This window comes from Thermosipho melanesiensis BI429 (genome assembly GCF_000016905.1).
GTDB classification, from domain to species: domain Bacteria; phylum Thermotogota; class Thermotogae; order Thermotogales; family Fervidobacteriaceae; genus Thermosipho; species Thermosipho melanesiensis.
In genome coordinates, this window is sequence record NC_009616.1 from 206,369 (window position 1) to 229,423 (window position 23,055).

The window sequence follows — 23,055 nt, forward strand, 5'->3', positions numbered from 1 at the left end:
CTATTTTTTTAAAAGAAAAATCATCTGAATAATTAACGTTATACTTGTTAACAAAATGCCAAAAATTGCAAGTCCAACTATTCCTGAAAAAGCATCTAAAAATACGCCACCAATTAAGGGACCAAAACCAAATAAAAGACCTATAGTTGCTTCGTGAAAACCTCCTTGTTTTCCCTGATCATCTTCATTTGAATGAAGACCATAATATATAGCGAAAGTGTAAGGCACTGCATAACACATACCACCTAAAAAGGAAACTATTAAAAACAATATAGGAGAGGGTTTTAAAAACAACAAAATGGACGTTATAGGCAATACAATCAAAAACAAAAATGATACTCTAGGTTTCCCCACCCAAAAGCTAAACTTCCCCATAAACAGAAACGTTAAAAAAACAGAAACATTTGCAAAAGCTATTAAAAAACCTGTTAAGCTAAGATCTATCCCATAAGAATTAATCAATTTTGGAAAAAGAGCTAAAATAGCCGTATATAAAAGACCAGAAAAAAACAGCGTAGCTCTGTAAACCCATCTAAACTTATTTATATTTTCAACCAAATTTTCCCTCTTAAATGGTACTTTACTTAATTTGATTAATTTTCCAATTTTTTTGTAATCAAACCAAATAAATAATCCAATTGCAAGGGATAAAAATAAACCAAAGACAAAAATTGTTTTTGGATACCTTACAGTCATAAATGGCCCCAAAGCCATTCCTAGGATATTTCCAAAACTCCAAGAAATATTAAATCTCATAATTGTTTTTGAATGTGGGTAATTAGCTATTGATTCACTCTTGGCAATTAAACCTTCTATTTGAGGATAAAAACTCCCAAAAAACAAATTTGAAATAACCGCCAAAAATACCAAGTAAAAAACACCTGAAAAATTCAAAGAAATTAACAAAAAAACAAAATAAAGCACCGACTCTATAATTAATACATTTTTGTAACCAACCTTATCACCAATATGTCCAATACTTATACTCGCAATAACATAGGAAAGAGCTCCTAAGAAATTGATAAATCCAATTTGAGAATACAACAATCCTAGTCTTGACCCCATTGAATTTACGTAAGAAACAATAAGATAAAACAAAACAGAATAAATCATCGAAACAAAATGATATCTATGAAACTTCACACAACCACCTAACTTTCAAAATCAAAGATATATCCCTTTGTAAACAGATAAAAAAACGGAGTATCTACAGCAGCTATTATTAATTTCAACAAATATTGAGACATAATCATCTGCCACAAATTAGGCACTACACCAAAGAACGCTATTGTAATAAATATCATAGTATCTATGAATTGAGAAGTCATAGTTGAAAAATTATTCCTAATCCACTTTTTCTTTCCCCTTGTTAATTTTCCAAAGAAAGAAAATAGATTAACATCTATGGATTGAGATATAAGATAAGCAATAAGGGATGCTATTGCAAATCTCCAGTTTTGCCCCAAAACTGCAACAAAATGATTTTGTTGTTCTGGCATAAAAGGCGCTACTGGCAACCATTGAGCTGTTAAAATAAGTATTGACGAAAAAATTTGTGCAAAAAATCCCCTCCAAACCGTTTTTTGTGCCTCATTTTTCCCCCATATCTCATCAATAATGTCGGTAATCAAAAAGGTTATAGCATAAGCAAAAACTGCCGAGGGAACAACAAACCAACCTATTTTTATCACCTTACTTGCAACTATATTTGAAACAACAACAGAAATAGAAAAAAAGACATTAAGTGTAGTTAAAGACTCATAATTTTTTTTCAACATTTTTACCCCTCCAAACTTCCAACTTCTGTTGTTGTTAATATACCACCTCTTATATTGTAAATTAACTTTACTTTAATTCTTTTTGTTCCAAGAATATTTTTTAAATCATCATAAATTCTTACAGTAGCTTTTTCTTGATAAATACCAACGTTTCTGAAAGAAACTAAATAATATTTTAGAGATTTTAATTCTACTATCTTTCCACCATCAGGATAATATTCTATTATTAATTTACCAATATCTGGAAGTCCTGAAAAAGGACAAACTGCTGAAAATTCCTCAGTTTCAATGGTGATCTTTTCCTCATTTCTATCAAAAGGTATAGTTTCTAAGAAATCTGTCCTAATGTGCTCTTCACCAACAAATGAAAACTTTTTTCCTTCTGCTTGTGGCATCAAAATCCTCCTTTCTTTTTTGTATATTTTTATCCTACCACAAAGTATGTAATTTTCAATATAAACAAAGGCAGCCAACAAGCTGCCTTTTTCTGGTAGCGGGGGCAGGATTTGAACCTGCGACCTTTGGGTTATGAGCCCAACGAGCTGCCAGACTGCTCCACCCCGCAACGTATATTAACCTTCAATTATTTTTAAAGTGGTGCCGGGGATCGGACTCGAACCGACACGGAGGTGTAACCCCCAGCGGATTTTAAGTCCGCTGCGTCTCCCAATTCCGCCACCCCGGCGTCACCGTTAATAATTTTAACATAAAATGCAAATTAGTCAATACCTTTTAAAAATAGTTTTTTATTTTCAATTACTAAGTATATTTCTTTTAAAATATGCTATTATTTCATTTTTTATGTAACTATTTACAATGAAAATAATGATAATATAGTAAAGAAGATATTTCGCAAAAGGAGTGAAAAACATGAAAATTAAAATTAGCAAAGATTGGGGATATTCTTCCAAGGAAATGCTATCTCTCGTTTATAGATTTAATAGACATTGGGGTAATAACTTTTGATCTTGCAGATATTTACAGAGATTACAATGCACAAAAAATATTTGGGCAAGTTCTTAAACTTGTTCCCACTTTACGAGGAAAAATTTAAATTATCTCAAAAGTGGGAATTGTATTACCCTCCAAAAAACATACACACGTAAAGACAAAGTACTACGATATATCAAAAAAGCATATTATTGTATCTGTTGAAAAAACTCTTAAAATTCTAAACACTGATTTTTTGGATATACTTTTAATACACAGACTAGTTCTATTAATGGATCCAAATAAAAATTTTGAAGCTTTTGAATATCTAAAAGAAAAAGGTATGGTAATAAACTTTGGAATATCAAATTTTAAACCAAACCATGTTACCCTATTTAAAGAAAAAATTAACTAACCTATTTTGTTTAACCAAATTGAAATTTCCCCACTTTACGTTGAACCTTTCTTTGATGGTACTCTCTATTATTGTTTAGCAAAAGATATCATCCCAATGGCTTGGTTACCTGTTGCTGGTGATAGGATATTTAAAGATAATAGTGAAAGAAGCAAAAAATTTTTAAACGTTTTATTGGAAAAACAATGGGATACAAAACAAGAGAACATGAAATGGATTTTCTTTTAGCCCCAGCACTAAATATCCATAGAAATCCACTATCTGGGAGAAATTTTGAATACTATTCTGAAGATTCGGAACTTTCAGACGAAATGGCAACAAGTTTCGTAAAAGGCATACAATCCAAGACTGTTGGTGCTTGCGTTAAATATTTTGTTGCAAACAACCAAGAAACAAATAGAATGACTATCGACACAAAGATATCAAAAAGAGCATTGATTAAAAGAACAATAAAATATGTTGAATAAAGATATTATGATACATACAATGTCGAACCCTTGTTTGAATTTGTATGTGAACTTTCATACACTACATTTTAATACAAATTAATACAAAAATTTAGAAGTAAACTATCACACCTTACGCTACACTAAGAAGATGTGGCTTCTTGCTTCAACCTGTGATAGCTCGTAGACCTCTTGCAAGTTCCACCGCCAGAGCACAGTCCACAGGCGTAATTTCGGACAGTCCCTGCTCTACTATTGCTCATTTACCACTATGCATAACTAGCTATATTTATAGCAGCATTGATATCTCTATCATGGACTGCTCCACATTGTGGACATGTCCATTTCCTTATACTTAGCTTTTTTACTTCTTTATTTACATTTCCACACACTGAACACGTTTGACTTGATGCGAAAAATCTATCTACCTTTATTAGCTCTGTACCAGCGTTTTTTGTTTTGTATTCTAATATAGTAATGAATTTATACCATGATTGCCATTGAATATGTTTTGCCAAACGTTTGTTTTTTAGCATACCTTTTATGTTTAAGTTTTCTACCGCAATTTTGCCAACTTGGTTTTCGTTGACAATCTTGCGGGTTATTTTATGTATCCAATCATTCTTGATATTATTTATTTTTTCAATATATTTAGCCAACCTAAGCCTTGCTTTTTCTCTGTTTTTAGAACTTTTTTGTTTTCTTGACAATTGCCTGTATAATCTTTTTAATCTCCTTTCATATTTTGTTAGTTTTGGTAATATATATTTTTCTCCTGTACTCAATACTATTGTATCTTTTATTCCTAAGTCTATTCCTAACACTTCTTTGAAATTATTTGCTATATGTATATCCAGACAATTTTAATCAAATATTTTTTGCCTATGTATTCAAACATTTCTTTAAAACGTTTTGAAATATTATCATTAATCACTTTTCTACGATATTTTGTTACCAATATCAAGTGATAGTTAAGTTTGAAAACAGAATGGTTGTTTGATTCTAATATCATCGTATCACCGCTTATTATTAAATTAATACTTATATCAATACAATATTGTTTCTTGAAAACAAAATTCATCTCACAACTCATAGAAGTCAAGGTCTTCTTTTGTGAGTTTCTATAAAATCCAATTAATAAAATATCAATCATAACAGTTTTTTATACTGTCTCATGAAGCTGGGAAAATACTTCAGAAAAATACCAAGGAAATTAATATCTCCTTTTCACAAATTCCACTATATCATTTTCATTCATCACATTAAAATCATACTGTTTTTTTGACAATCTATAACTTTCAAAATTTATTTTTATACCTCTTAAATTTTCATAAAACCATTTTTTCATATTGTTGTACTCCTTTTCAGATATTATTTTTCTTCCATAAAATGGCGTTCTTCTCTTTGGAATTAAAGGGTTCACACTCAAACTTATAGACTTATAACCCATCTTTTTTACGTTATTTATAAACTCTTTCATCTCACCTAAATCATCTTTTCCTTCTCCTAAGCCCACAATGTAATAAAATTTTACACTTTTAAAACCTACTTTTCTTCCTGTTTCCAGTGCACTATATAATTCTTCAACATCAATATCTTTTAACAATATATCTCTTATCCTTTGAGAAATTCCTTCCGGTGCAATTGTGTATGTTCTTTGACCGCTTTTTTTTAATAAACATAACAACCTTTCAGTAATTCCATCCGCTCTCATAGATGACACAGAAAATTCAATATTATATTCTTCCAAAATATCTAACAAATCATCCAACCATGGATAATCTGTAATAGTTGCACTAATAACACCTATTGGATTTTTTTCATTTTTTACAAATTCCTCAATTATAGACGGTCTAACAAATTTTACCGGTTTTTTGTTATAGCCCATCACACAAAACTTACACCTTCTAATACATCCCCTACCAATTTCAATAAGTCTTTTTTCTCCAAATTCTGAAAATGGAGTCAAAAAATGGGATGCAGGTAATTTTTGTCCTATATCAAAATTACTCAAATCATTTTTTATGTTCTTAAAGTATTCTAATCCTTCAACTTTATTTTTTAAAAGTAGACGTATTCCCTCAGATACAAACTTAACCTTTTTCTCCAAATCCCCTTTAACAACAACATCTGCTATGGGAGTTATTATTTCTTCATTAAAAAATGTTATTGCTCCACCAATAATTACGACAGGAGAATTTACATCTCTATCTTTTGAGAGCAAAGGAACCTTCAATTTTTTTAAAATATCCAAAACATTTTCAAAATTAAGTTCAAAGTGAAGTGAAAACATGAGTATTTTATTCTCATCTAAGGGTTTGAAAGATTCAACCGAATAAAACTTTTTAAACCACTTTTCATAAAAATACCTCTCTGGAAAAACTCCTTGCTCCCAAAAAAGCTGTTGGACCCAACTCCATGACAGAGAAGAAGAAGCTACCTTGTAACTACTTGGAAAAATTAAGGCAACCCCCTGGTTGCCTTTAAAATCTTTGAACCGTCTTTCTGAATCACTAAATTTTTTAACAAATGCAAATTCATTATAGTCTTCACTTTTACGTGGCCTTCTCAACTGCTTTCCTCCTAAGATAATTTCTCGATATAACAACTCTTGTAAATTCAATCTCCGCCATTTTTACGTTTTCTTTTGTAGCTATACCAGAAAAATATACGTAATTTTCTTCTATCTTTGTAACCCGCACTCCAATAACCAATCTATCTCCCACTAAAGCTGGTAAATTTTGTTTTATCTTAACATCTACAACTACTGAAATAAGATCTTGTGGTAATACATCATCAAGCAATTTGCTTCCCAAACTAACAAATTGTTTTACTAAACCAGAAGTAGAAACAAAATGATAATTTCTCATCTCATCATCTTCATCCCAGATATAGGAATCATCAGGCACAAATTCAACTGTCTTGCTCATCCCCACTATTTCTCTCCACAACTACACCATCCCCCTTAAGAAGCTTTCTTAATTCCTCTCCACTTATCTCTTCTCTTTCAAGCAATAATTTTGCAAGCTCATCTAACTTTTCTCTGTGTTTGTTTAAAATATCCTTTGCTTTGTTATAACATGTATTCACTATATTTTGTACCTCACTGTCTATCATTTTTGCAACTTCCTCACTATAATTTCTCATCCTTGTTATTTCTTTCCCCAAAAACACCTCTTGTTCGGTTTTACCCCAAGCAAGAGGACCAAAATTATCACTCATTCCAAGTTCGCAAACCATTTTCCTCGCAATCTCAGTTGCTCTTTCAATGTCATTTGCCGCACCACTAGTAATATCATGAAACACAATTTCTTCAGCAGCCCTTCCTCCTAAAAGTGCGGTTATATTATCCATTAATTCATTCTTGCTAATTAGGTACTTATCTTCCGCAGGAAGATGCAAGGTATACCCCAATGCCTTATACCCTCGTGGTATAATTGAAACTTTGTGAACCGGATCAGAATTAGGAAGCTCAGTACCTACAATCGCATGTCCAAGCTCATGATAGGCTACTATCTCTTTTTGCTTTCCCGAAATTAACCTTGATTTTCTTGCTGGACCTGCAATTATCCTATCTATTGCCTCTTCAAAGTCAGACATTACCATTTTTGTTCTTCCATTTCTTGCGGCAAGCAAAGCCGCTTCATTAACAAGGTTTTCTAAATCCGCTCCTACGAAACCTGTAGTTCGCTTTGCAAGTACCTTTACATCTACATCATCAGAAATAGGTTTTCCTCTTAAGTGTATTTTAAGTATTTCTTCTCTACCTTTTACATCTGGTGGATCTACTACCACCTTTTTATCAAATCTTCCTGGTCTCAAAAGGGCAGGATCAAGGATATCTGGTCTATTAGTTGCTGCCATAACTACAATACCTTCTTTTACATCAAACCCATCCATCTCCACAAGTAATTGATTCAAAGTTTGCTCTCTTTCATCATGTCCCCCACCAAGGCCTGCTCCTCTATGTCTTCCAACGGCATCTATTTCATCTATAAAAACAATACATGGGGCATTTGATTTTGCTTGATTAAACAAATCTCTAACCCTCGCTGCGCCAACACCAACAAATAACTCAACAAAATCTGAACCACTTATATGGAAAAATGGTACATTTGCTTCACCAGCAACCGCCCTTGCAAGCAAAGTTTTTCCCGTCCCTGGAGGCCCTACCAACAAAACACCTTTAGGCATTCTCGCTCCTATTTTGTTAAATTTTCCAGGATTCTTCAAAAAATCTACTATTTCTTGCAATTCTTCAACAGCCTCATCCACTCCCGCAACATCTTTAAATGTAACTCTCTTTTTTCCAGGTACTACTTTTTCCGCTCTACTCTTTGTAAAAGAAAAGGCCTGATTATTTCTTCCACCAAGCCCTCTTATCAAAAAACCAAACATAAATAACATTAAGATAAAGAAGAGTAAATTTCCAACTATATTAACCCAGAAAGAGCTATCCATACTCTTTTCACCATTCACGATTATCCCTTTACCAACCATTTTGTTAATTAAATCCATATCATACTTTACCCAAGGTGCATATACGGTATATCTTTTACCATAATTTGTTTTTAATTCAATATTTCCATCATCTTTTATCACTACTTCTGCAATGTCGGTTGACTCTGCTTCTAGTCTTTTAACAAAATCACTATACCTCATCTTTATAGTAGATGAGTTTGTATTAAAAAACAAACCTTCAAACACCCAAAAAATACTTAAAATTATTAAAAGCCCAACAATTATCGATCCAATTCCTCTATTCAAAACAAAAAACCTCCTTTCACCTTTACAGACAAGCCTTTTTCAGACAAATATGATTTGTCAATGTAAATCCCCGGAATAAAAAAGACAACATCTTCATCGACAAAAACCGGAAGTATTCTTCTGATAAAAGATGGAACTTTCTTTTTCACAAAAATTTCCTTTATTTTTTTACCTCCCTTTATTTTATCTCCAAATTTCCAATTTCTAATAACAAAAGATTCCTTATTAAATATTATACCATCTTTATCATTTTTTCCAATTTCTATTTCAAATGGTTCTAAAAATATTTTTCCAGGCCTTTTAATTTCATAAAAAAATTCTCCATTTAAAAACTTTCCTAAAAAACCATACCCATAAGATATCTCCAATCCATAATCTTCCCAAAAACTAACTTTAAATGTTGTATTACCCAACGATCTTTTTAATCTATCGAGTTTTTCCTTATCAGGTGCAATTCCAAGTTGTTCAATTGTCTGTCTTCTAACAAACTCAACAAGTACGTATTCATCTTCAGGCACCTTAAAATATACTCCATCAAAGATTTTAACGTGCTTAACATTAATAGTATTCTCCATAAAATCATCTAACTCCCATAAATTTTCCACAAATCTAAAAACTGCTCTTTCAAATGATGGATTTAATTCCTTAAACTTCGGAATAATATTATGTCTTATAAAATTCCTCGTATACTTTGTATCAAAATTACTTTTATCCACAGCATACGGTATCTTATTATTTCCCGCAAAATCTTCTATATCTTCTCTTGTAAAAAACAACAAAGGTCTAATAATATTGCCCTTTACAGGCTTCATCCCATAAATACCAAATGGTCCTGCACCTCTTGAAAGCCTAAACAATACATTTTCCACCAAATCGTTCAAATTATGTGCTACGGCTATTTTACTTGCTCCAACTTTCTCTTTTATTCTATAGAAAAACTCGTATCTTAATTTTCTTGCTGCCTCCTCAATAGAAAGCTTTTTCTCTTTAGAATATCCCAAAACATCTATTTCGCCAGAAATACATGGAACATCTAAACTTCTTGAAAATTCTTTTACAAGATTTATCTCTTCTTTTGATTCCTTCCTAAGACCATGATCAACAGTTACACATACTATATCTATGTTTAAAATATCTTTCACACCGTTTAAAAGGTATAACAAAGTCATGGAATCCACTCCTCCAGATACCCCAATCAAAATTTTATCATCACAACGTATAATATCAAATTGCTTTATTTTTTCCAAAAAATTTTTCAGTGATAACACTTTTTCACCCCATTTTCATTTGCTAATTCCCATAATAGTAGTGTATAATAAAAATGATAAAATACAAAGGAGGTTTTTAAAAATGAAAGATTTAATTAGGAAACTAACTGAAACACATAGCCCAAGCGGAAGAGAAGATGAAATTAGAAAGGTAATTCTTTCCGAACTTGATGGATTCATCGATGGTTACAAAGTTGATAAATTGGGAAATTTAATTGTATGGAAAACCGGAAGAAGTGACAGAAAAATTCTCTTAGATGCACATATGGATGAAATTGGGGTTGTCGTAACAAATATTGACGACAAAGGTTTTTTGAAAATTGATATGGTTGGTGGAGTATCCCCTTATACTATCTTCCGATCTAAGATTAGATTTGGAGATATAATAGGTATTGTTGACGTGGAAGGTGAAACTGGAGCTATACTTTCCGAAAATATTAAAAACCTATCTTTTGACAAACTATATGTAGATATTGGTGCAAAATCAAGGGAAGAAGCAGAAAAACTATGTTCCATTGGAACATTTGGTACATTTGATGGCTACTTTGTAGAAAAAGGAGACTTTTATATATCAAAATCCCTGGACGATAGAATAGGATGCGCAGTCATAATTGAAACATTCAAAAGGCTAAAAAACCCCGAAAACACTGTTTACGGTGTTTTTGCGGTGCAAGAGGAAATTGGAATTGTTGGTGCTAGAGTTGCTGGATATGAAATTGATCCTGATGTAGCCATTGCAATTGATGTTACCGGTGCTGGAGATACTCCAAAGGCAAATAAAAGAATATCAATGAAATTGGGAAGTGGAGCTTGTATTAAAGTAAAAGACGGGTACTCAATTAGTGATAGAAAAATAGTTGAAACTTTAAGAAATCTAGCTGAAAAGCACAATATACCATATCAAATGGAAGTGTTAATTTACGGTGGAACAGATGCAAGAGGTTATCAAAATACAAAAGCAGGTATACCAAGTGCAACTATTTCAATTGCGACTAGGTATATACACACCCCAAATGAAATGGTTCACAAAAATGATGTAGAAGCAACAATACAATTAATACTCAAATATATTGAGGAGGGACTATAATCTGCGTTCATTTACTCCACTAGAGTTAAAGATAATAAGCACAATAATACTTGTATTATCTTTACTAACATTATTATTTCTCATATTAACAATCTATCTATACACAAAGAAATCTTCTGTTGACGTAAAAATAATGTATATTCCAAAACCAATAACAATTGAAATTTCTGGGAGTAAAACACTCCCGGCTTTTTCTTTTGATTCAACAAGTACAATGATAAAATTTGAAACTTTTGATTATGAAAAATTAATTGCAAATGCAATTGAAATCCTTGATTATGGAACTGATGTCTCTACATTTGTCGTGGACTCAAAAACAGCGCTTAAAATAATAAAATTAAACAACAACTATCTAATTAACAGTATTTCAGATGATATCTATTTTCTGGTAATACCTTCGAATGTAGAACTCCCAGGCCTTCTACCTGGAAAAAGCGTTTATACTATATTTCTAAAAACAGGCGAAAATCCAGAACCAATCTTTAAGGATATTATAACCCTGCGCGCAAGTGGTTATTTATCTTATGCAATAAAATTTGGAAGAAAAAACAAAACTTTTTATTCTCTTTGTCTCGGCGCATTTCCTGATATTGATACTGCAAAAAGCTTCTTAGATAATCTAAAAATAAAGGAACTAAACATAACAACATACGGTCCTTATATTGGTAGAATAACAAAATAAGGAGGAAGATTATGGAAATAATCTTAGGAATAGTCCAAGGACTAACTGAGTTTTTACCCATCTCAAGTTCCGGTCACTTAAGTGTTTTTTCAAAGCTTTTTAATCTCAAGCCAGATTTATCCGTATTTGCGCTTTTACACCTTGCAACATTGGCTGCCATTGTTATCTTTGTAGGAAAAGAATTAACTGAAATCATTAAAGGTCTTATAAAATTAGAAAAAAATTACATAAATCTTACTTTAAAAATAATAGTTTCCACAATTCCTGCTGCAATTTTTGGTGTTTTATTGGAAAGCAAAATAGAAGCATCACTTTCAAATCTAAAAATCATATCTTTTTTCTTTCTGGTAACAAGTGCAGCTTTGCTAATTTCAGACAAAATAAAAGGAAATAAGGATTTATCTACCTTGACATATAAAGATGCATTAGTTATTGGAATAATGCAAGCTCTTGCAATATTCCCAGGTATATCTAGAAGTGGTTTTACATTGTTTGGATCGCTTCTTATTGGCTTAGAAAGAGAAATTGCATTAAAATATTCCTTTTTAGTTAGTATTCCAGTAATCTTAGGGGCTGGCTTGTTGGAAATTAAAAACATAAGTCTAAACTCATATTCAATTTCTTCAGCAATAGTAGCGTTTTTTTTCGGCCTGTTAAGCCTTTTTATACTTAAAAAAGCAACTATCTCAAAAAATCTAAAGATATTTTCTGCTTATTGTATTTTTATTTCCATCTTCTCGTTTGTATTAGGGGGGATAAAATGATAAAAATACATGCAGAACATCTTATAACACCAATGGGAAGTAGTCCTAAAAAAGGAAATGAAATGAGAAAACTATTTGAAACATTTGATACAGATATAATAATCGACAAGGGAAAAATATTGGACATAAAAAAACACAAATCTCATGATGATTATACAATAGAAGCAAAATTGGTAACTCCTGCATTAATAGATGCACATACACATATTCCATTTTATGGAAAACGTGCAAGAGAGTTTTATCTTAGAGCAAGAGGAAAAAGTTATTCTGAAATATTTGAACAAGGTGGCGGCATACACAATAGTGTGAAAATGATAAGAAATGCAAGTATAGATGAAATAGTGAAACAAAATATAGATTACCTAAAAATATTCAAAAGAAACGGAATTTGTGCAATTGAAGGAAAAAGCGGTTATGGCCTTGAAAAAATCAATGAATTAAAACAATTAAAATCCATTACCGTATTAAACGAAATTCAAGATATAAAGATAATTCCCACATTTTTAGGTTTACATGCAATACCTTTAGAAGAAAATAAAAATGAATATATAAAAAAGGTAGAAAGCTGGTTAGAAGATATTAAAAAATTCACAAATACAATTGATGTCTTCTGTGATAAAGGAGTATTTCTTCCAGATGATATAAAAGAGTTATTTGAAAGTGCAAAAAACAAGGGATTTAAAATAAGATTTCACGCGGATGAAATCGAAAATGTTGGTGCAACAAAATTTGCTGTAAAAATAGGGGCAGTTTCTGCTGACCATCTACTCAAAATTGGAGATGAAGAAATCGAGCTTCTTTCAAATTCTAACACCATTGCAACACTTATGCCAGGTACAAGCTTTTACCTTGGAGAACCTTTTGCAAATGCAAGAAAATTAATAGACAATGGTGCTGCAATAGCATTGGGATCAGATTTTAACCCAGGTTCTTGTCCAATCTTTACCCCTTCTTTTATAATGCACCTTGCTCTGAGATTTCTAAAAATGGAACCAGAAGAAATTTTAACCGCTTACACTTTAAACTCTGCTTATGTTTTGGACATTGAAAATGGAAAGATAGAACCTGGATACAAATGCGATATTGCATTATGGAACACAAATGAGTTTTTAGATATTCCATACATGTTTGATCAAAATTTCCTAAAAGGTATTATAATCAACGGCAAGGTGACAATGTATGAAAACAACTAAAAAAAGCGATCTTTTTTTAATTGTTTTGATTTTAATAGTTATTCTTATACTTTTTCCAAAAGAAGATAAAAATGCAAAATTTGTCGTAAAAGTAGACGGAAAAGTTTATCTAACTTTAGAAGAACCGGGAAGTTATGAAATTAAAAACAATAATAAAATACTTACCATTGTACATTTTGATGGAAAAAATGTATGGGTTACAGATTCAACATGTCCTTTGAAAATTTGTGAAAAAACAGGGAAAATTACCAAGGGAGGAAAAATAATTTGTATTCCAAACAAAATAGTAATAGAATCCCAAGAGCAAGAATTACAAACTTGGTAATTTACGCACTTTTAATTTCGCTTTCATCTGTAATGTTTGTAATAGAAAGATATATTCCATATCCCGTTCCAGCTGGAAAGTGGGGTTTTTCGAATTTTGTAGTATTATACACGGTTTTAAACTTTGGTTTAAAAGGAGGATTGTTAGTTGGAGTCTTAAAAACAATAATTGGAAGTATTTTCACAGGAACGATTTTTTCTCCCGCGTTTTTTATGGGTTTTTTTGGCATCCTGTCTGCTATATTCATACAGTGGTTAATTTCAAAGTTAAAGTTCTTTGGATATAGTGGGATAAGTATTATTGGAATGATATCAAACAATACCGCACAAGTTTTTGTTGGGAGTATAATAATAAATAGCAATGCAATATTTTCATTTTTGCCAATTATGGTTGGTTTGGGATTGATTTCCGCAATAATAAATGCTCTACTTGCAAAAAAAATGGAGGAGATATTTGATGGATATAATCTTAGCGACTAGTTCTCCCAGAAGAATAAATCTCCTTAAAATGCTTAACATAAAATTTAAGACAGTTGCTCCACGTATAAAGGAAAATATAAACGAAACTGATCCAGAAAAGCTTGTTAAAAAACTTTCAAAGCTTAAAGCATTAAGTATAAAAGAAAAGGGAATAATAATATCCGCTGATACAATAGTTTATCATAACAATAAAGTACTTGGAAAACCCAAAAATTTAGACAATGCGTTTAATATGTTAAAAGAATTATCATCAAAATGGCACACAGTATACACAGGAGTTACAATAATTGAAAAAGATGATATAATAACATTTTGTGAAAAAACAATGGTAAAATTTAAAAAATTAAGCGATGAACTAATAAGGTACTATATATCAACTTCAAAACCTCTTGATAAAGCAGGAGCATACGGCATTCAAGAACTGGGAGCAATACTTGTTGAAAAAATAGAAGGAGATTATTACAATGTTGTAGGATTACCCATATCAAGGATATGGGATATACTCTGGGATAGGAGGATTATATAATTGCTTCCAAGAGAAAAATTATTAACTGAAGGTACGGAAAAATTAGAAAACCATGAATTATTAGCAATATTATTGCGAACTGGAACAAAAAATAATAATGTACTTGAAATTTCAAAAAAAATTCTAAACTATTTTGACAACAGCCTTTTAAAATTAAGCAAAGCAAGTATAGAAGACTTGTGTAAAATAAAAGGACTGGGAAAAGCAAAAGCAACTACCATACTTGCAGCTATGGAACTTTCGAAAAGACTTCTAAACGAAGAAAGAAAAGGAAAAACATTAAACTCTCCAGAGTTAATATATGAATTCTGCAAGGATATGAAACAATTTGATCAAGAAGTTGTTAGGGTTATAATGCTTAACTCAAAATTATCAGTAATATCTTCAAGAGATATTACCATTGGATTAATTGACACAAGTCTTGCACACCCAAGAGAAGTATTTAGAGAAGCTATCAAAAATTCTGCTGTGTATATTGTATTAGTACATAACCACCCATCTGGAGATGTTACACCAAGTAAAAATGACAAAGACTTAACCTACAAAGTAAAAGAAGCTGGTGAAATAATTGGAATTAAACTACTAGATCACGTAATTATTGGAAATGGTTTCTATAGTTTTAAACATAACCGATTGATTTAAGGGGTGTAACCATGACAAATGATGACAAATTAAAAAACATACTAAAGTTAAAAAATGAGCTTGAAAAAGAACTTGAAAAAAAGGGACTAAAGAAAATCAATAAAAAGATAAAAAAAGAAAAAACAAACGACCTTGAAAGCATCAAAAAACTCAAAGAAAAAATAATTAAAAAAGCAAATATAACTAAAGATAAAAGCTTCACTATCTTCGACATAAACATGCAAGATTACGATGCAAGTATTGAAGAAATATTAAACTCTTTAAAAACATTCTCGATTGACAATAAAATTTACAAAGCCTTATTATTTCTTTTAGAATCAAAATTTGATGAAGTTGAAAAAATCTTAAAGGATAAAGATATATATTCAAAGTACAACTTCTTCTTATCAAAATTATATAAAAGGGAAAATATTTCAAATGAAATAGTCGAGTTTATAAAAAGCTATCCACAATCTATCTATCCTTTTATCCTACTTTTAGAGTATTACCTTATTAAAGGAACTTCAACCAACTTTTCAAAAATACTATCTCAACTCTCAAAGATAGATAGCTTTTTCAGTATTATACTTTCTGCATATAGAAAAAAATTAGATGAAGATGAAGTTGTAAAAACCACTATAAAAACCAAAAAATTCCTACCACTATTACTATATTTTCTTAAAGCCAAAAACTTTGAACCTGAAAAGACAAAAAGTTATTGTCTAAATACGAATTACAGTCTTATCAACGGAACACCTCCTACAAAAAAAGAATATTGTATAAAAGCTGTTTTTGCAAATGCTGCATGGTCAATTCTAAACGATTACGAATTAAGGCTTGACACGTTAAAAAAGTTTGAAAAAACACCTGAATATAACTTATTTTTTGGCTTTTTTTATTTTAACAACCAAATAATAGAAAAGTCCAAACTGTTCTTTGAAAAATTCGAAAAGCAAGTTGAAAGATATTCTATAAAGCTATTTAACCGAAAACATACACATATTGGTTTAAAACAGTTTTGTTACATTCCTAGAGAATATACTAAAGAAGTACATGGAAATTTATTAGAAATAGTAGAAAATAATACAGAGTACGATTTCTTCGTAGAATATTACGATCCAGAAATTGTTAGATTGTTGTTTTCAGAAAAGCACTGTAAATTAGTTTATGGAGGTTAAAATGCGAAAACCAATTTTATTGTTAATATTATTTTCAATCCTTACCTTTTCAGAATTTTTGCTTAATCCTACAAAAGATTTTAACTTTACACTAAATAACAACATAAAGTTTAATTTGTCGTTTTCATACGGATATTGGAACGTGTTACTTATTGAAAAAGGCGGTGGTGCAGGAACCGCAATAAATCCCGCAGAAAGTGGTTTCTATGTATTTGACAAAATTCCATCTATTTTAAATTGGGAAATTTTCCTTAAAAAAGATAACTTTATCTTTTATACAAATATCCCATTTTCCAAAGAAAAAACGGTAATGATAATTGATCCTTTCACAAACTTTTTTTTGAAAAATTTTCGAACTCCATCCTTTGATATGAACGGTCCTGAAAATTTTTTACTTGCTTATGCGGATAATAAAACATTCCTTGGAATTGGCAGATACCCAATAAAATGGGGAAATTCTATATACCCCATCTCTATATCTGATACTACATTTCAAGATAATATAACCTTCTCCAAAAAAATAGATTTCTTTAAATACACTTATCATTTAATTTCTTCTTTTCCATTACTTACCACTTCTGAAAAAACAATTCAAGAAACCCATTATGATTCTCACACCCCTGGACTATATTTCTCACAACCTTACAAAACCATCATTGCACATAGATTTGATTTTTTCTTGTATAACCTTAGAATAGGAATAGGTGAAATAAACGTTGTTGGAGGAAAATTTCTAGATCTAATTGATATAAACCCATTAATGTTCTTCCACAATACGTATGGTGAAGGATATTCAAACGTTTTAGCATCTATAGATTTTATGTACAACTTAAAAAAATTCAATATCTTCGGGGAATTTGTATTAGATGATTTTAACGGCCCAACGGAAATTGGTTCAAACTATAAACCAAACGCATATGGGTATAATTTGGGAGTTAGTTATAAAGATGAAAATCTAAAAATTTGGGGAGAATATGATTTTACAAGCGAATGGATGTATATAACAAACTATCTACCATATTTAAGAGTAAATATAAGACACTTTTACTTAGATAACAACCATACCCCTGGAAGAGCCTTGATAGATTTTCCTTTGGGTTTTAAATATGGACCAGATGCTACTATGGTATCCTTAGGCATTGATTACAAATTTAAGTCATTTAACTTATCATTTGTATATAATCACTTAATTAAAGGGTGTGTTAACGATAATGGAGTAGATAGATGGAAATGGTTTTGGGATAGTTGGCCTAATAACGTTTCTCCGAAAGGAAACGAAATTGCCAATTCAAAAGATTTAAGATATAATATATTTGATTTGTTGATAAAGTTTTATAGTTTTTCTATTAATTTATTTAAAATAAATGAAAATATTCTATTCATTGCAAATATCGAGGTGGATATATGACATACACTACTACATTCTATATAGCAACTATACTAATTTCACTTATTATTGTATTGTACGGAAAGTACAAAAATGAAAAAAGAACAAATTATTTACATGAAAACAGAAACCCGAAATATTATCCCTTGGTTTCTGTAATTATTCCATGCTATAATGAAGAAGCTGTGATAGGAAATACTATTAGAGCTGTGGAAAAAAATAGTTACAAAAACTTTGAAATTATAGTAATAGATGATAATTCCACGGATAGTACTTTTGAAATTGCTAAAGGTTTGGAGAAAGAATACAATAATTTAAAGGTAATTAAAAAGAAAGGTGAAAAAGGAAAACCTCAATCAATCAACGAAGCAATGGAAATTGCAAAAGGAGAAATCGTATTAATAATTGATGCAGATGCAAGAATTCCAGAAAACTATATATCTTCTCATGTATATTGTTTTTCGAATCCAAAAGTAGAAATGATTTTCACAAATTTTGAAGCATACAACTTTAGATTCACTCCCGTTTTCATAATCCAAGAGATATATTTTAATTTTGTTAAAACAATCTTTTACTCTAACATAATAGTGAAAATGATTTTTATGGGAAATGGTATATTCTTTAGAAAAAGTCTTCTTGAAAGAATTCTTCCTATTGATCCTACAACGCTCGTAGATGATTTTAGTATGGCTACTAAACTATCAAAATTAAAAGTAAAAGAATTTTATTCAACATATCCATATATAAAAATTCAATTTGCAAAAAGTTTTAAAGATTTATGGAAACAACATAAAAGATGGTACACAGGCGGATTTAGGGAAATGTTTATGCGCATAAAAGAAGGACACCACTCTTATTTGTTTTACTATATGCTAACTGGTCTGGTAATTTTTCTTCCAGTTATATCTTTATTTGTTGATTTGATATTTCATATAGGTATGTTCAAAATCGTATTTGGATTAATAATGGCCGTATATATTTTATTATGGATTAGCTCTCTTGATAGTAGACAATTTGGTTTTTTCTCACTTTTCTATTCCTTTCTTTACGTACCTTTGTTAATGATTTTCGAACTTCTCATACTAGTTTATAGCTATATAACAGGACCTTTCAACAAAAAACTTCCCTGGGAAAAAGTTGAAAGAGATAAAATTTAAAGGTGATAATATGAAAATTTCTGTAATTGTTCCTGTTCTAAATGAAGAAAAGACTTTAGAAAAAACACTAAAAAGTATTAAAAATCAAACATATAAAAACTTTGAAATTATTGTTGTAGATAATGGTAGCACTGATAAATCCGTAGAAATAGCTAGAAAATACACAACTAACATTTTTTTTGAAGAAAAAAAAGGATCTATTAATGCAATCGTTAAAGGCATCAAAAATTCAAAAGGCGATATTTTTTTAACTTGTGATGCTGATTCGATTTACCCTAAAAATTACTTTGAAAAAATATTCAAAACATTCAAAAAACACGAAAAAATTTGTGCTATCTACGGACCATTTATGTTCATAGAAAATGGAAAAATATCAAACTTTTTTACATGGATTTCGTATATAATTATGGATTTTCTTTCAAAGCTGTTCACAAAAACTTATATTGTAGGTGCTGCAAACTTTGCAATAAAAAGAGAATGTTACTTCAAAGTGGGCGGATATGATATAAAAAGTAATCTTGCTTCACAAGATTTTCGTCTTGCAAGAAAAATATCAAAAGTCGGAAAAGTTTCCTTCTCACCATTTTTGGTAGTTTTCACATCAAACAGAAGATTTAGAAAAGAAGGTTTTTTTAAAAGTTTTAAAGAAGCTGTTATTTTATGGGCAGACGTGGCTTTTAACAAAAACAAAATTACTTATGAAAAATACTACACAAAAGAATACTACGGGAGGAAATATGAAAGAAAAAAATAAAATAGTAATTGGCATTATATTATCTATTCTAATATCCGGTGTTGTATTATTTTTTTACAGTTTTTCTCTGAATAAAAATATCATTAATAGTATTTTTTTCTCTTTAAACTATGAAAAATTCATAGTTGCGATTATTTTAGTAACCTTAAGTTTTGTTTTCGATGGGGTAAAACATTTTATAGTTTTTAGAATTTTAGACCAAAAAATTGGTATTTTTCCATCAATTAACTCCTGTTTTGTCACAGGATATTTTTCTTCTGTCACACCTTTTTCCGTAGGAGGACAACCATTTCAAATTTATTATCTTAACAAAAAAGGCGTTGATTCTGCATATGCAACACAGGTGGTTCTTTTAAGATTATTTGAAATGATTTCGTTAATGTTTTTTATTGATTTAAGCTATATAATCTTTTTTTCACATAATATAACGGGAATTTCTCAAAACATTATTTTTCTTGGCCTAATTTTAACATTTCTTTCATCTATAGTTATTCTCCTTGGAATTGCTTTTCCTAAAACTATTGGAAAGCTTTTACGCGTATTAAAAAAAGTAAAAATTCTATCAAAAATAGTAAATTTTGATAAAATAGAACATTGGTTTCATAAACTAGATATTGTGATAAAAAAAATATTTCGCGAACATAAATGGTTAATTTTTATTGATTTTATAATGATGTTCATACTACTGATATTCCAAAGCTATGTATTCTACTATTCGATTAAAATTTTTACCAACATAAATATACCTTTCTTTAAATTCTTTTCCATTGTAAACATTGTTAATGCAGTTGCCTTTTTAGTACCAACGCCTGGCGCAAGCGGTAGTTTTGAAATAATTTATACCAACGTATTTTCTTCTTTTTCACCAAACAAAGAAGCAATTATAAAAGGTGTGTTGTTTTATAGATTCCTCTCATATTATCTCCTAATAATATTTGGAACGATAATATTACTGCCTTTTGCTTTTAAGAAAGACAAAGTTTAGTTTTTATCAATACCATTTAAAAATACAAAAATACTTACAAACCATGAAATTAATAAACCTAACCCTACAAGCTCGCCAAATTCCTTTAATAACTCACCTTGAGCTAACATAAAACTCCCAAAAGCCATCATTGTTGTCAAAACTGATACAGTCACTGCTTTTTCAGTTTTCATTATACTTTCTCTTCCGTGCTTTATACTATGTGCTAAATGCACCATACTATCAACACCTATTCCCAAAAAAATTGGTACAATTAGTAAATTCAAAAAGGTTAAATTTATCTTTAATACAAAATAACCTATTCCTATTGTAGACAATATAGATAAAATGACTAAAAAAGATATTTGCAAAGATCTTTTAAAACTTCTCTGATCAATTAATAAAGTCAATACAATTGCCATAAACACAAAATAAACGGCTTTTGTTGTTGAATTAATAAGGTATACCATTACTTTGTAAAAAAGTGCAGGATACCCAAATACTCTTTCCCCCTTTAATTCCTCATCAAATATCTTTTTTAGATTATTGTTAGTCCATAACCCTATTTTTTCCTTAGCATACAATAAATAATACCTTTTCCCATCTGAATCGTAAAAAAATAAAGATGGCATATCCTTTTCTATACTAGCTATAACATCTTCAAATGTTTTGGCAGATTGTAACAAGCTCAAAGTTTCTATTAAACTGTTATACAACCCATATTTTTTAAATATTATATCCAAAATCGGTTCACTAACTATTTGATTAATTTTCCCGTAAAATGTAGGAGATATTTCTTTTAATCTTGATGGATCATCCATAAAAGATAAAATCGAAAAAGTATTTGAAAAATATTTTGAATTTTCTACCTTCTCCTTTAAACGTTTTAAATCCTCAAAGTTTTCAGCTCCAAGCACAACTTGTCCTATTCCAAAATCTCCAAATTTTTCCTCTGCAACACTTAATGCAATCATTGCTTCTGATTTTTCTGGAACAAGTCCAGGAGGTGTATATGAAAAATTCTTAACTGCAAAATACGCGCCAAAACCTGTTACTAAAACTACAACCCAAACAAAAACAGTTATTGGTTTAAATTTTCTGACAAATTCTAAAAATCTCGAGAAATATTCTCTTTTTGGTATTCTAATTCTCGAAAAGAACTTTGCATATAATGCAGGAATTAAAAAATTCATAAAAATGTAGAATATTAAAACACCAATCCCCGAAGAAATTCCCATTTCTTTTAAGGGTTTAGAAGGACTCAAAGCAAGTGCAAATAAAGAAATTGCCGTTGTAATTGCTGAAACAAATGAAGGCACAAAATTTTCTTTTATCGCTTCTACTATACTTTGTGTTGATTTCCCATAAATTCTTAAATTTTCATGGATTTTTGCAGTAATATGGATCCCATAGTCTATACCAAGTCCCAATAACATTGCATTGACAAAAGAAGTTACAATATTTACCTCTTTAAACAGAAAAACTATAATTCCTAAACTTGTACCCATTGCAAGAATCATTGAATACAACATAAATAGCATCGAACTAGTACTTCCGTATGAAACCAGAAGTAACAAAGATATTCCAATTAGAGAAACAAAAGTAGTAATTTGAAAATCCTTTGAAACCTGTAAATTTCCAGTGTAATTATTCATGGCAGAACCACTAAATAATATATTAACTCCAAATTTATCTGAGATATCTTTGGAAATTCTCTTTAAAAATGGTATGGCATCATTTAAAAAGTTCACATCTGTTACAGGTTTGCTCATTGAAAAATTCATTAACATTAAACTTTTATCTTCAGATATAAGATAGTATTTTTTTATACCACTTCTTGAAAAAAAATCATTTGCAAAGTCTGAAACAGTTGAAATTGCAACTCCTAAATTTCTCCAAAACCTAAAATCAATAACTGAACGAGGTTCTACATTTACAACAGCACTGTAATATCCCAAAATATTATCTATACTATTCTCGTCAACTGTAAATATCCCATACTTTATTAAATTTTCCGGATTATCAAATGCTTCTGCTTTTGATATATATTCCGTCTTTTCAAACGCATCTTTTATTCTTAATGCAACTTCATTGATGTTCACCTTATTATTAAGTTCAACTACTATTAATAACGTATTTGAGACAACCTTTTCCTCGGTAAATTTAACTAAATCCTTAAACTCCTTTATATTATCAGGGGCAAGTTCCGTTAATTCTGCATTAACCTTTAGATTGAATATACTATATAATCCCAACAAAAAGCCTAAAATACTAAACGTGATTAAAATAACCAAAGATTTCTTTATCAAAAAATTCCCTAATTTTTCAATCACA

Annotated in this window: 24 protein-coding genes, 2 tRNA genes and 2 pseudogenes; 16 read left to right on the top strand and 12 right to left on the bottom strand. The window is 30.2% G+C overall.

All coding sequences use genetic code 11. The features are described from left to right. The 5 genes from TMEL_RS01050 to TMEL_RS01070 all read right to left on the bottom strand — a co-directional run bounded on the left by TMEL_RS01050 (window position 1) and on the right by TMEL_RS01070 (window position 2,463). Window positions 1–1,143 carry an MFS transporter gene (locus TMEL_RS01050; protein ID WP_012056436.1) on the bottom strand — a complete coding sequence of 381 codons (1,143 nt, stop codon included), beginning with the start codon at window positions 1,141–1,143 and terminating at the stop codon, window positions 1–3. An 8-nt stretch (window positions 1,144–1,151) separates the two neighbouring features. Then, window positions 1,152–1,778 (bottom strand): queuosine precursor transporter, encoded by a 627-nt coding sequence (locus TMEL_RS01055; protein WP_012056437.1) that lies wholly within the window; start codon window positions 1,776–1,778, stop codon window positions 1,152–1,154. A gap of 2 nt (window positions 1,779–1,780) precedes the next feature. Next, the gene (queF, locus tag TMEL_RS01060; protein WP_012056438.1) at window positions 1,781–2,173 is read right to left on the bottom strand and encodes a preQ(1) synthase; all 393 of its coding nucleotides are present in this window, start codon (window positions 2,171–2,173) and stop codon (window positions 1,781–1,783) included. A 93-nt stretch (window positions 2,174–2,266) separates the two neighbouring features. Further along, window positions 2,267–2,343 (bottom strand) — tRNA-Met (locus TMEL_RS01065). A gap of 30 nt (window positions 2,344–2,373) precedes the next feature. Further along, window positions 2,374–2,463: transfer RNA gene (locus TMEL_RS01070), tRNA-Leu, on the bottom strand. A 381-nt stretch (window positions 2,464–2,844) separates the two neighbouring features. Between TMEL_RS01070 and TMEL_RS10435 the strand changes: the two genes are divergently transcribed. The 3 genes and pseudogenes from TMEL_RS10435 to TMEL_RS01080 all read left to right on the top strand — a co-directional run. Continuing rightward, a complete protein-coding gene (locus TMEL_RS10435) occupies window positions 2,845–3,123 on the top strand; it encodes an aldo/keto reductase (RefSeq protein WP_049750420.1) in 279 nt (92 codons plus the stop codon). A 6-nt stretch (window positions 3,124–3,129) separates the two neighbouring features. Then, window positions 3,130–3,351 carry a hypothetical protein gene (locus TMEL_RS10440; protein ID WP_049750421.1) on the top strand — a complete coding sequence of 74 codons (222 nt, stop codon included), beginning with the start codon at window positions 3,130–3,132 and terminating at the stop codon, window positions 3,349–3,351. Continuing rightward, window positions 3,297–3,587, top strand: a pseudogene (locus TMEL_RS01080) (glycoside hydrolase family 3 N-terminal domain-containing protein); the annotation flags it as partial. The gene TMEL_RS10440 and the pseudogene TMEL_RS01080, both read left to right, overlap by 55 nt. A gap of 251 nt (window positions 3,588–3,838) precedes the next feature. Here the strand turns inward: TMEL_RS01080 and TMEL_RS01085 are convergent. The 6 genes and pseudogenes from TMEL_RS01085 to tilS form a co-directional block, all read right to left on the bottom strand. Beyond that, a complete protein-coding gene (locus TMEL_RS01085) occupies window positions 3,839–4,393 on the bottom strand; it encodes an RNA-guided endonuclease TnpB family protein (RefSeq protein WP_049750422.1) in 555 nt (184 codons plus the stop codon). Between the two features lie 35 nt (window positions 4,394–4,428). Beyond that, window positions 4,429–4,581 (bottom strand): annotated as a pseudogene (locus TMEL_RS01090) (transposase); the annotation flags it as partial. Window positions 4,582–4,782: 201 nt separating this feature from the next. Continuing rightward, complete coding sequence (locus TMEL_RS01095; protein WP_012056439.1) at window positions 4,783–6,141, bottom strand: B12-binding domain-containing radical SAM protein; 1,359 nt, start codon at window positions 6,139–6,141, stop codon at window positions 4,783–4,785. Further along, window positions 6,125–6,499, bottom strand: a complete 375-nt coding sequence (locus tag TMEL_RS01100) for a thioesterase, FlK family (RefSeq protein ID WP_238375221.1) — start codon at window positions 6,497–6,499, stop codon at window positions 6,125–6,127. The genes TMEL_RS01095 and TMEL_RS01100 overlap by 17 nt, the downstream gene beginning before the upstream one ends. Beyond that, a complete protein-coding gene (gene ftsH, locus TMEL_RS01105) occupies window positions 6,483–8,336 on the bottom strand; it encodes an ATP-dependent zinc metalloprotease FtsH (protein WP_012056441.1) in 1,854 nt (617 codons plus the stop codon). The genes TMEL_RS01100 and ftsH overlap by 17 nt, the downstream gene beginning before the upstream one ends. Beyond that, the gene (tilS, locus tag TMEL_RS01110) at window positions 8,333–9,604 is read right to left on the bottom strand and encodes a tRNA lysidine(34) synthetase TilS (protein WP_012056442.1); all 1,272 of its coding nucleotides are present in this window, start codon (window positions 9,602–9,604) and stop codon (window positions 8,333–8,335) included. Before tilS ends, ftsH begins: the two co-directional genes overlap by 4 nt. Window positions 9,605–9,686: 82 nt before the next feature. On the opposite strand from tilS, the gene TMEL_RS01115 reads away from it, so the two are divergent. From TMEL_RS01115 to TMEL_RS01175, 13 genes are read left to right on the top strand one after another with little or no spacing between them, the layout of a single operon-like run. Further along, window positions 9,687–10,691 (top strand): M42 family metallopeptidase, encoded by a 1,005-nt coding sequence (locus tag TMEL_RS01115; protein ID WP_012056443.1) that lies wholly within the window; start codon window positions 9,687–9,689, stop codon window positions 10,689–10,691. Beyond that, entirely contained in the window at window positions 10,675–11,373 is a 699-nt protein-coding gene (locus TMEL_RS01120) for a hypothetical protein (protein WP_012056444.1), read from the top strand. The genes TMEL_RS01115 and TMEL_RS01120 overlap by 17 nt, the downstream gene beginning before the upstream one ends. An 11-nt stretch (window positions 11,374–11,384) precedes the next feature. Further along, entirely contained in the window at window positions 11,385–12,137 is a 753-nt protein-coding gene (locus TMEL_RS01125; protein ID WP_012056445.1) for an undecaprenyl-diphosphate phosphatase, read from the top strand. After that, entirely contained in the window at window positions 12,134–13,330 is a 1,197-nt protein-coding gene (gene hutI, locus TMEL_RS01130) for an imidazolonepropionase (RefSeq protein ID WP_012056446.1), read from the top strand. Before TMEL_RS01125 ends, hutI begins: the two co-directional genes overlap by 4 nt. Further along, window positions 13,317–13,655, top strand: a complete 339-nt coding sequence (locus TMEL_RS01135) for a NusG domain II-containing protein (RefSeq protein WP_012056447.1) — start codon at window positions 13,317–13,319, stop codon at window positions 13,653–13,655. Before hutI ends, TMEL_RS01135 begins: the two co-directional genes overlap by 14 nt. Beyond that, a complete protein-coding gene (locus TMEL_RS01140) occupies window positions 13,598–14,134 on the top strand; it encodes a Gx transporter family protein (protein ID WP_231109750.1) in 537 nt (178 codons plus the stop codon). Before TMEL_RS01135 ends, TMEL_RS01140 begins: the two co-directional genes overlap by 58 nt. Further along, entirely contained in the window at window positions 14,112–14,660 is a 549-nt protein-coding gene (locus TMEL_RS01145) for a Maf family protein (protein ID WP_012056449.1), read from the top strand. Before TMEL_RS01140 ends, TMEL_RS01145 begins: the two co-directional genes overlap by 23 nt. Further along, window positions 14,661–15,302 carry a RadC family protein gene (gene radC / locus TMEL_RS01150; RefSeq protein WP_012056450.1) on the top strand — a complete coding sequence of 214 codons (642 nt, stop codon included), beginning with the start codon at window positions 14,661–14,663 and terminating at the stop codon, window positions 15,300–15,302. Window positions 15,303–15,313: 11 nt separating this feature from the next. Then, window positions 15,314–16,459: a hypothetical protein gene (locus TMEL_RS01155; protein WP_012056451.1), complete on the top strand. Its 1,146-nt coding sequence runs from the start codon at window positions 15,314–15,316 to the stop codon at window positions 16,457–16,459. A 1-nt stretch (window position 16,460) separates the two neighbouring features. After that, window positions 16,461–17,867, top strand: a complete 1,407-nt coding sequence (locus tag TMEL_RS01160) for a hypothetical protein (protein WP_012056452.1) — start codon at window positions 16,461–16,463, stop codon at window positions 17,865–17,867. Continuing rightward, on the top strand, window positions 17,864–19,003 hold the full coding sequence (locus TMEL_RS01165) for a glycosyltransferase family 2 protein (protein WP_012056453.1): 1,140 nt from the start codon (window positions 17,864–17,866) through the stop codon (window positions 19,001–19,003). The genes TMEL_RS01160 and TMEL_RS01165 overlap by 4 nt, the downstream gene beginning before the upstream one ends. A 10-nt stretch (window positions 19,004–19,013) precedes the next feature. Beyond that, on the top strand, window positions 19,014–19,757 hold the full coding sequence (locus TMEL_RS01170; protein ID WP_012056454.1) for a glycosyltransferase family 2 protein: 744 nt from the start codon (window positions 19,014–19,016) through the stop codon (window positions 19,755–19,757). Next, the gene (locus TMEL_RS01175; RefSeq protein WP_012056455.1) at window positions 19,741–20,742 is read left to right on the top strand and encodes a lysylphosphatidylglycerol synthase transmembrane domain-containing protein; all 1,002 of its coding nucleotides are present in this window, start codon (window positions 19,741–19,743) and stop codon (window positions 20,740–20,742) included. Before TMEL_RS01170 ends, TMEL_RS01175 begins: the two co-directional genes overlap by 17 nt. Here the strand turns inward: TMEL_RS01175 and TMEL_RS01180 are convergent. After that, on the bottom strand, window positions 20,739–23,054 hold the full coding sequence (locus TMEL_RS01180) for an efflux RND transporter permease subunit (protein WP_012056456.1): 2,316 nt from the start codon (window positions 23,052–23,054) through the stop codon (window positions 20,739–20,741). The genes TMEL_RS01175 and TMEL_RS01180 overlap by 4 nt on opposite strands. Window position 23,055: the final 1 nt, after the last annotated feature.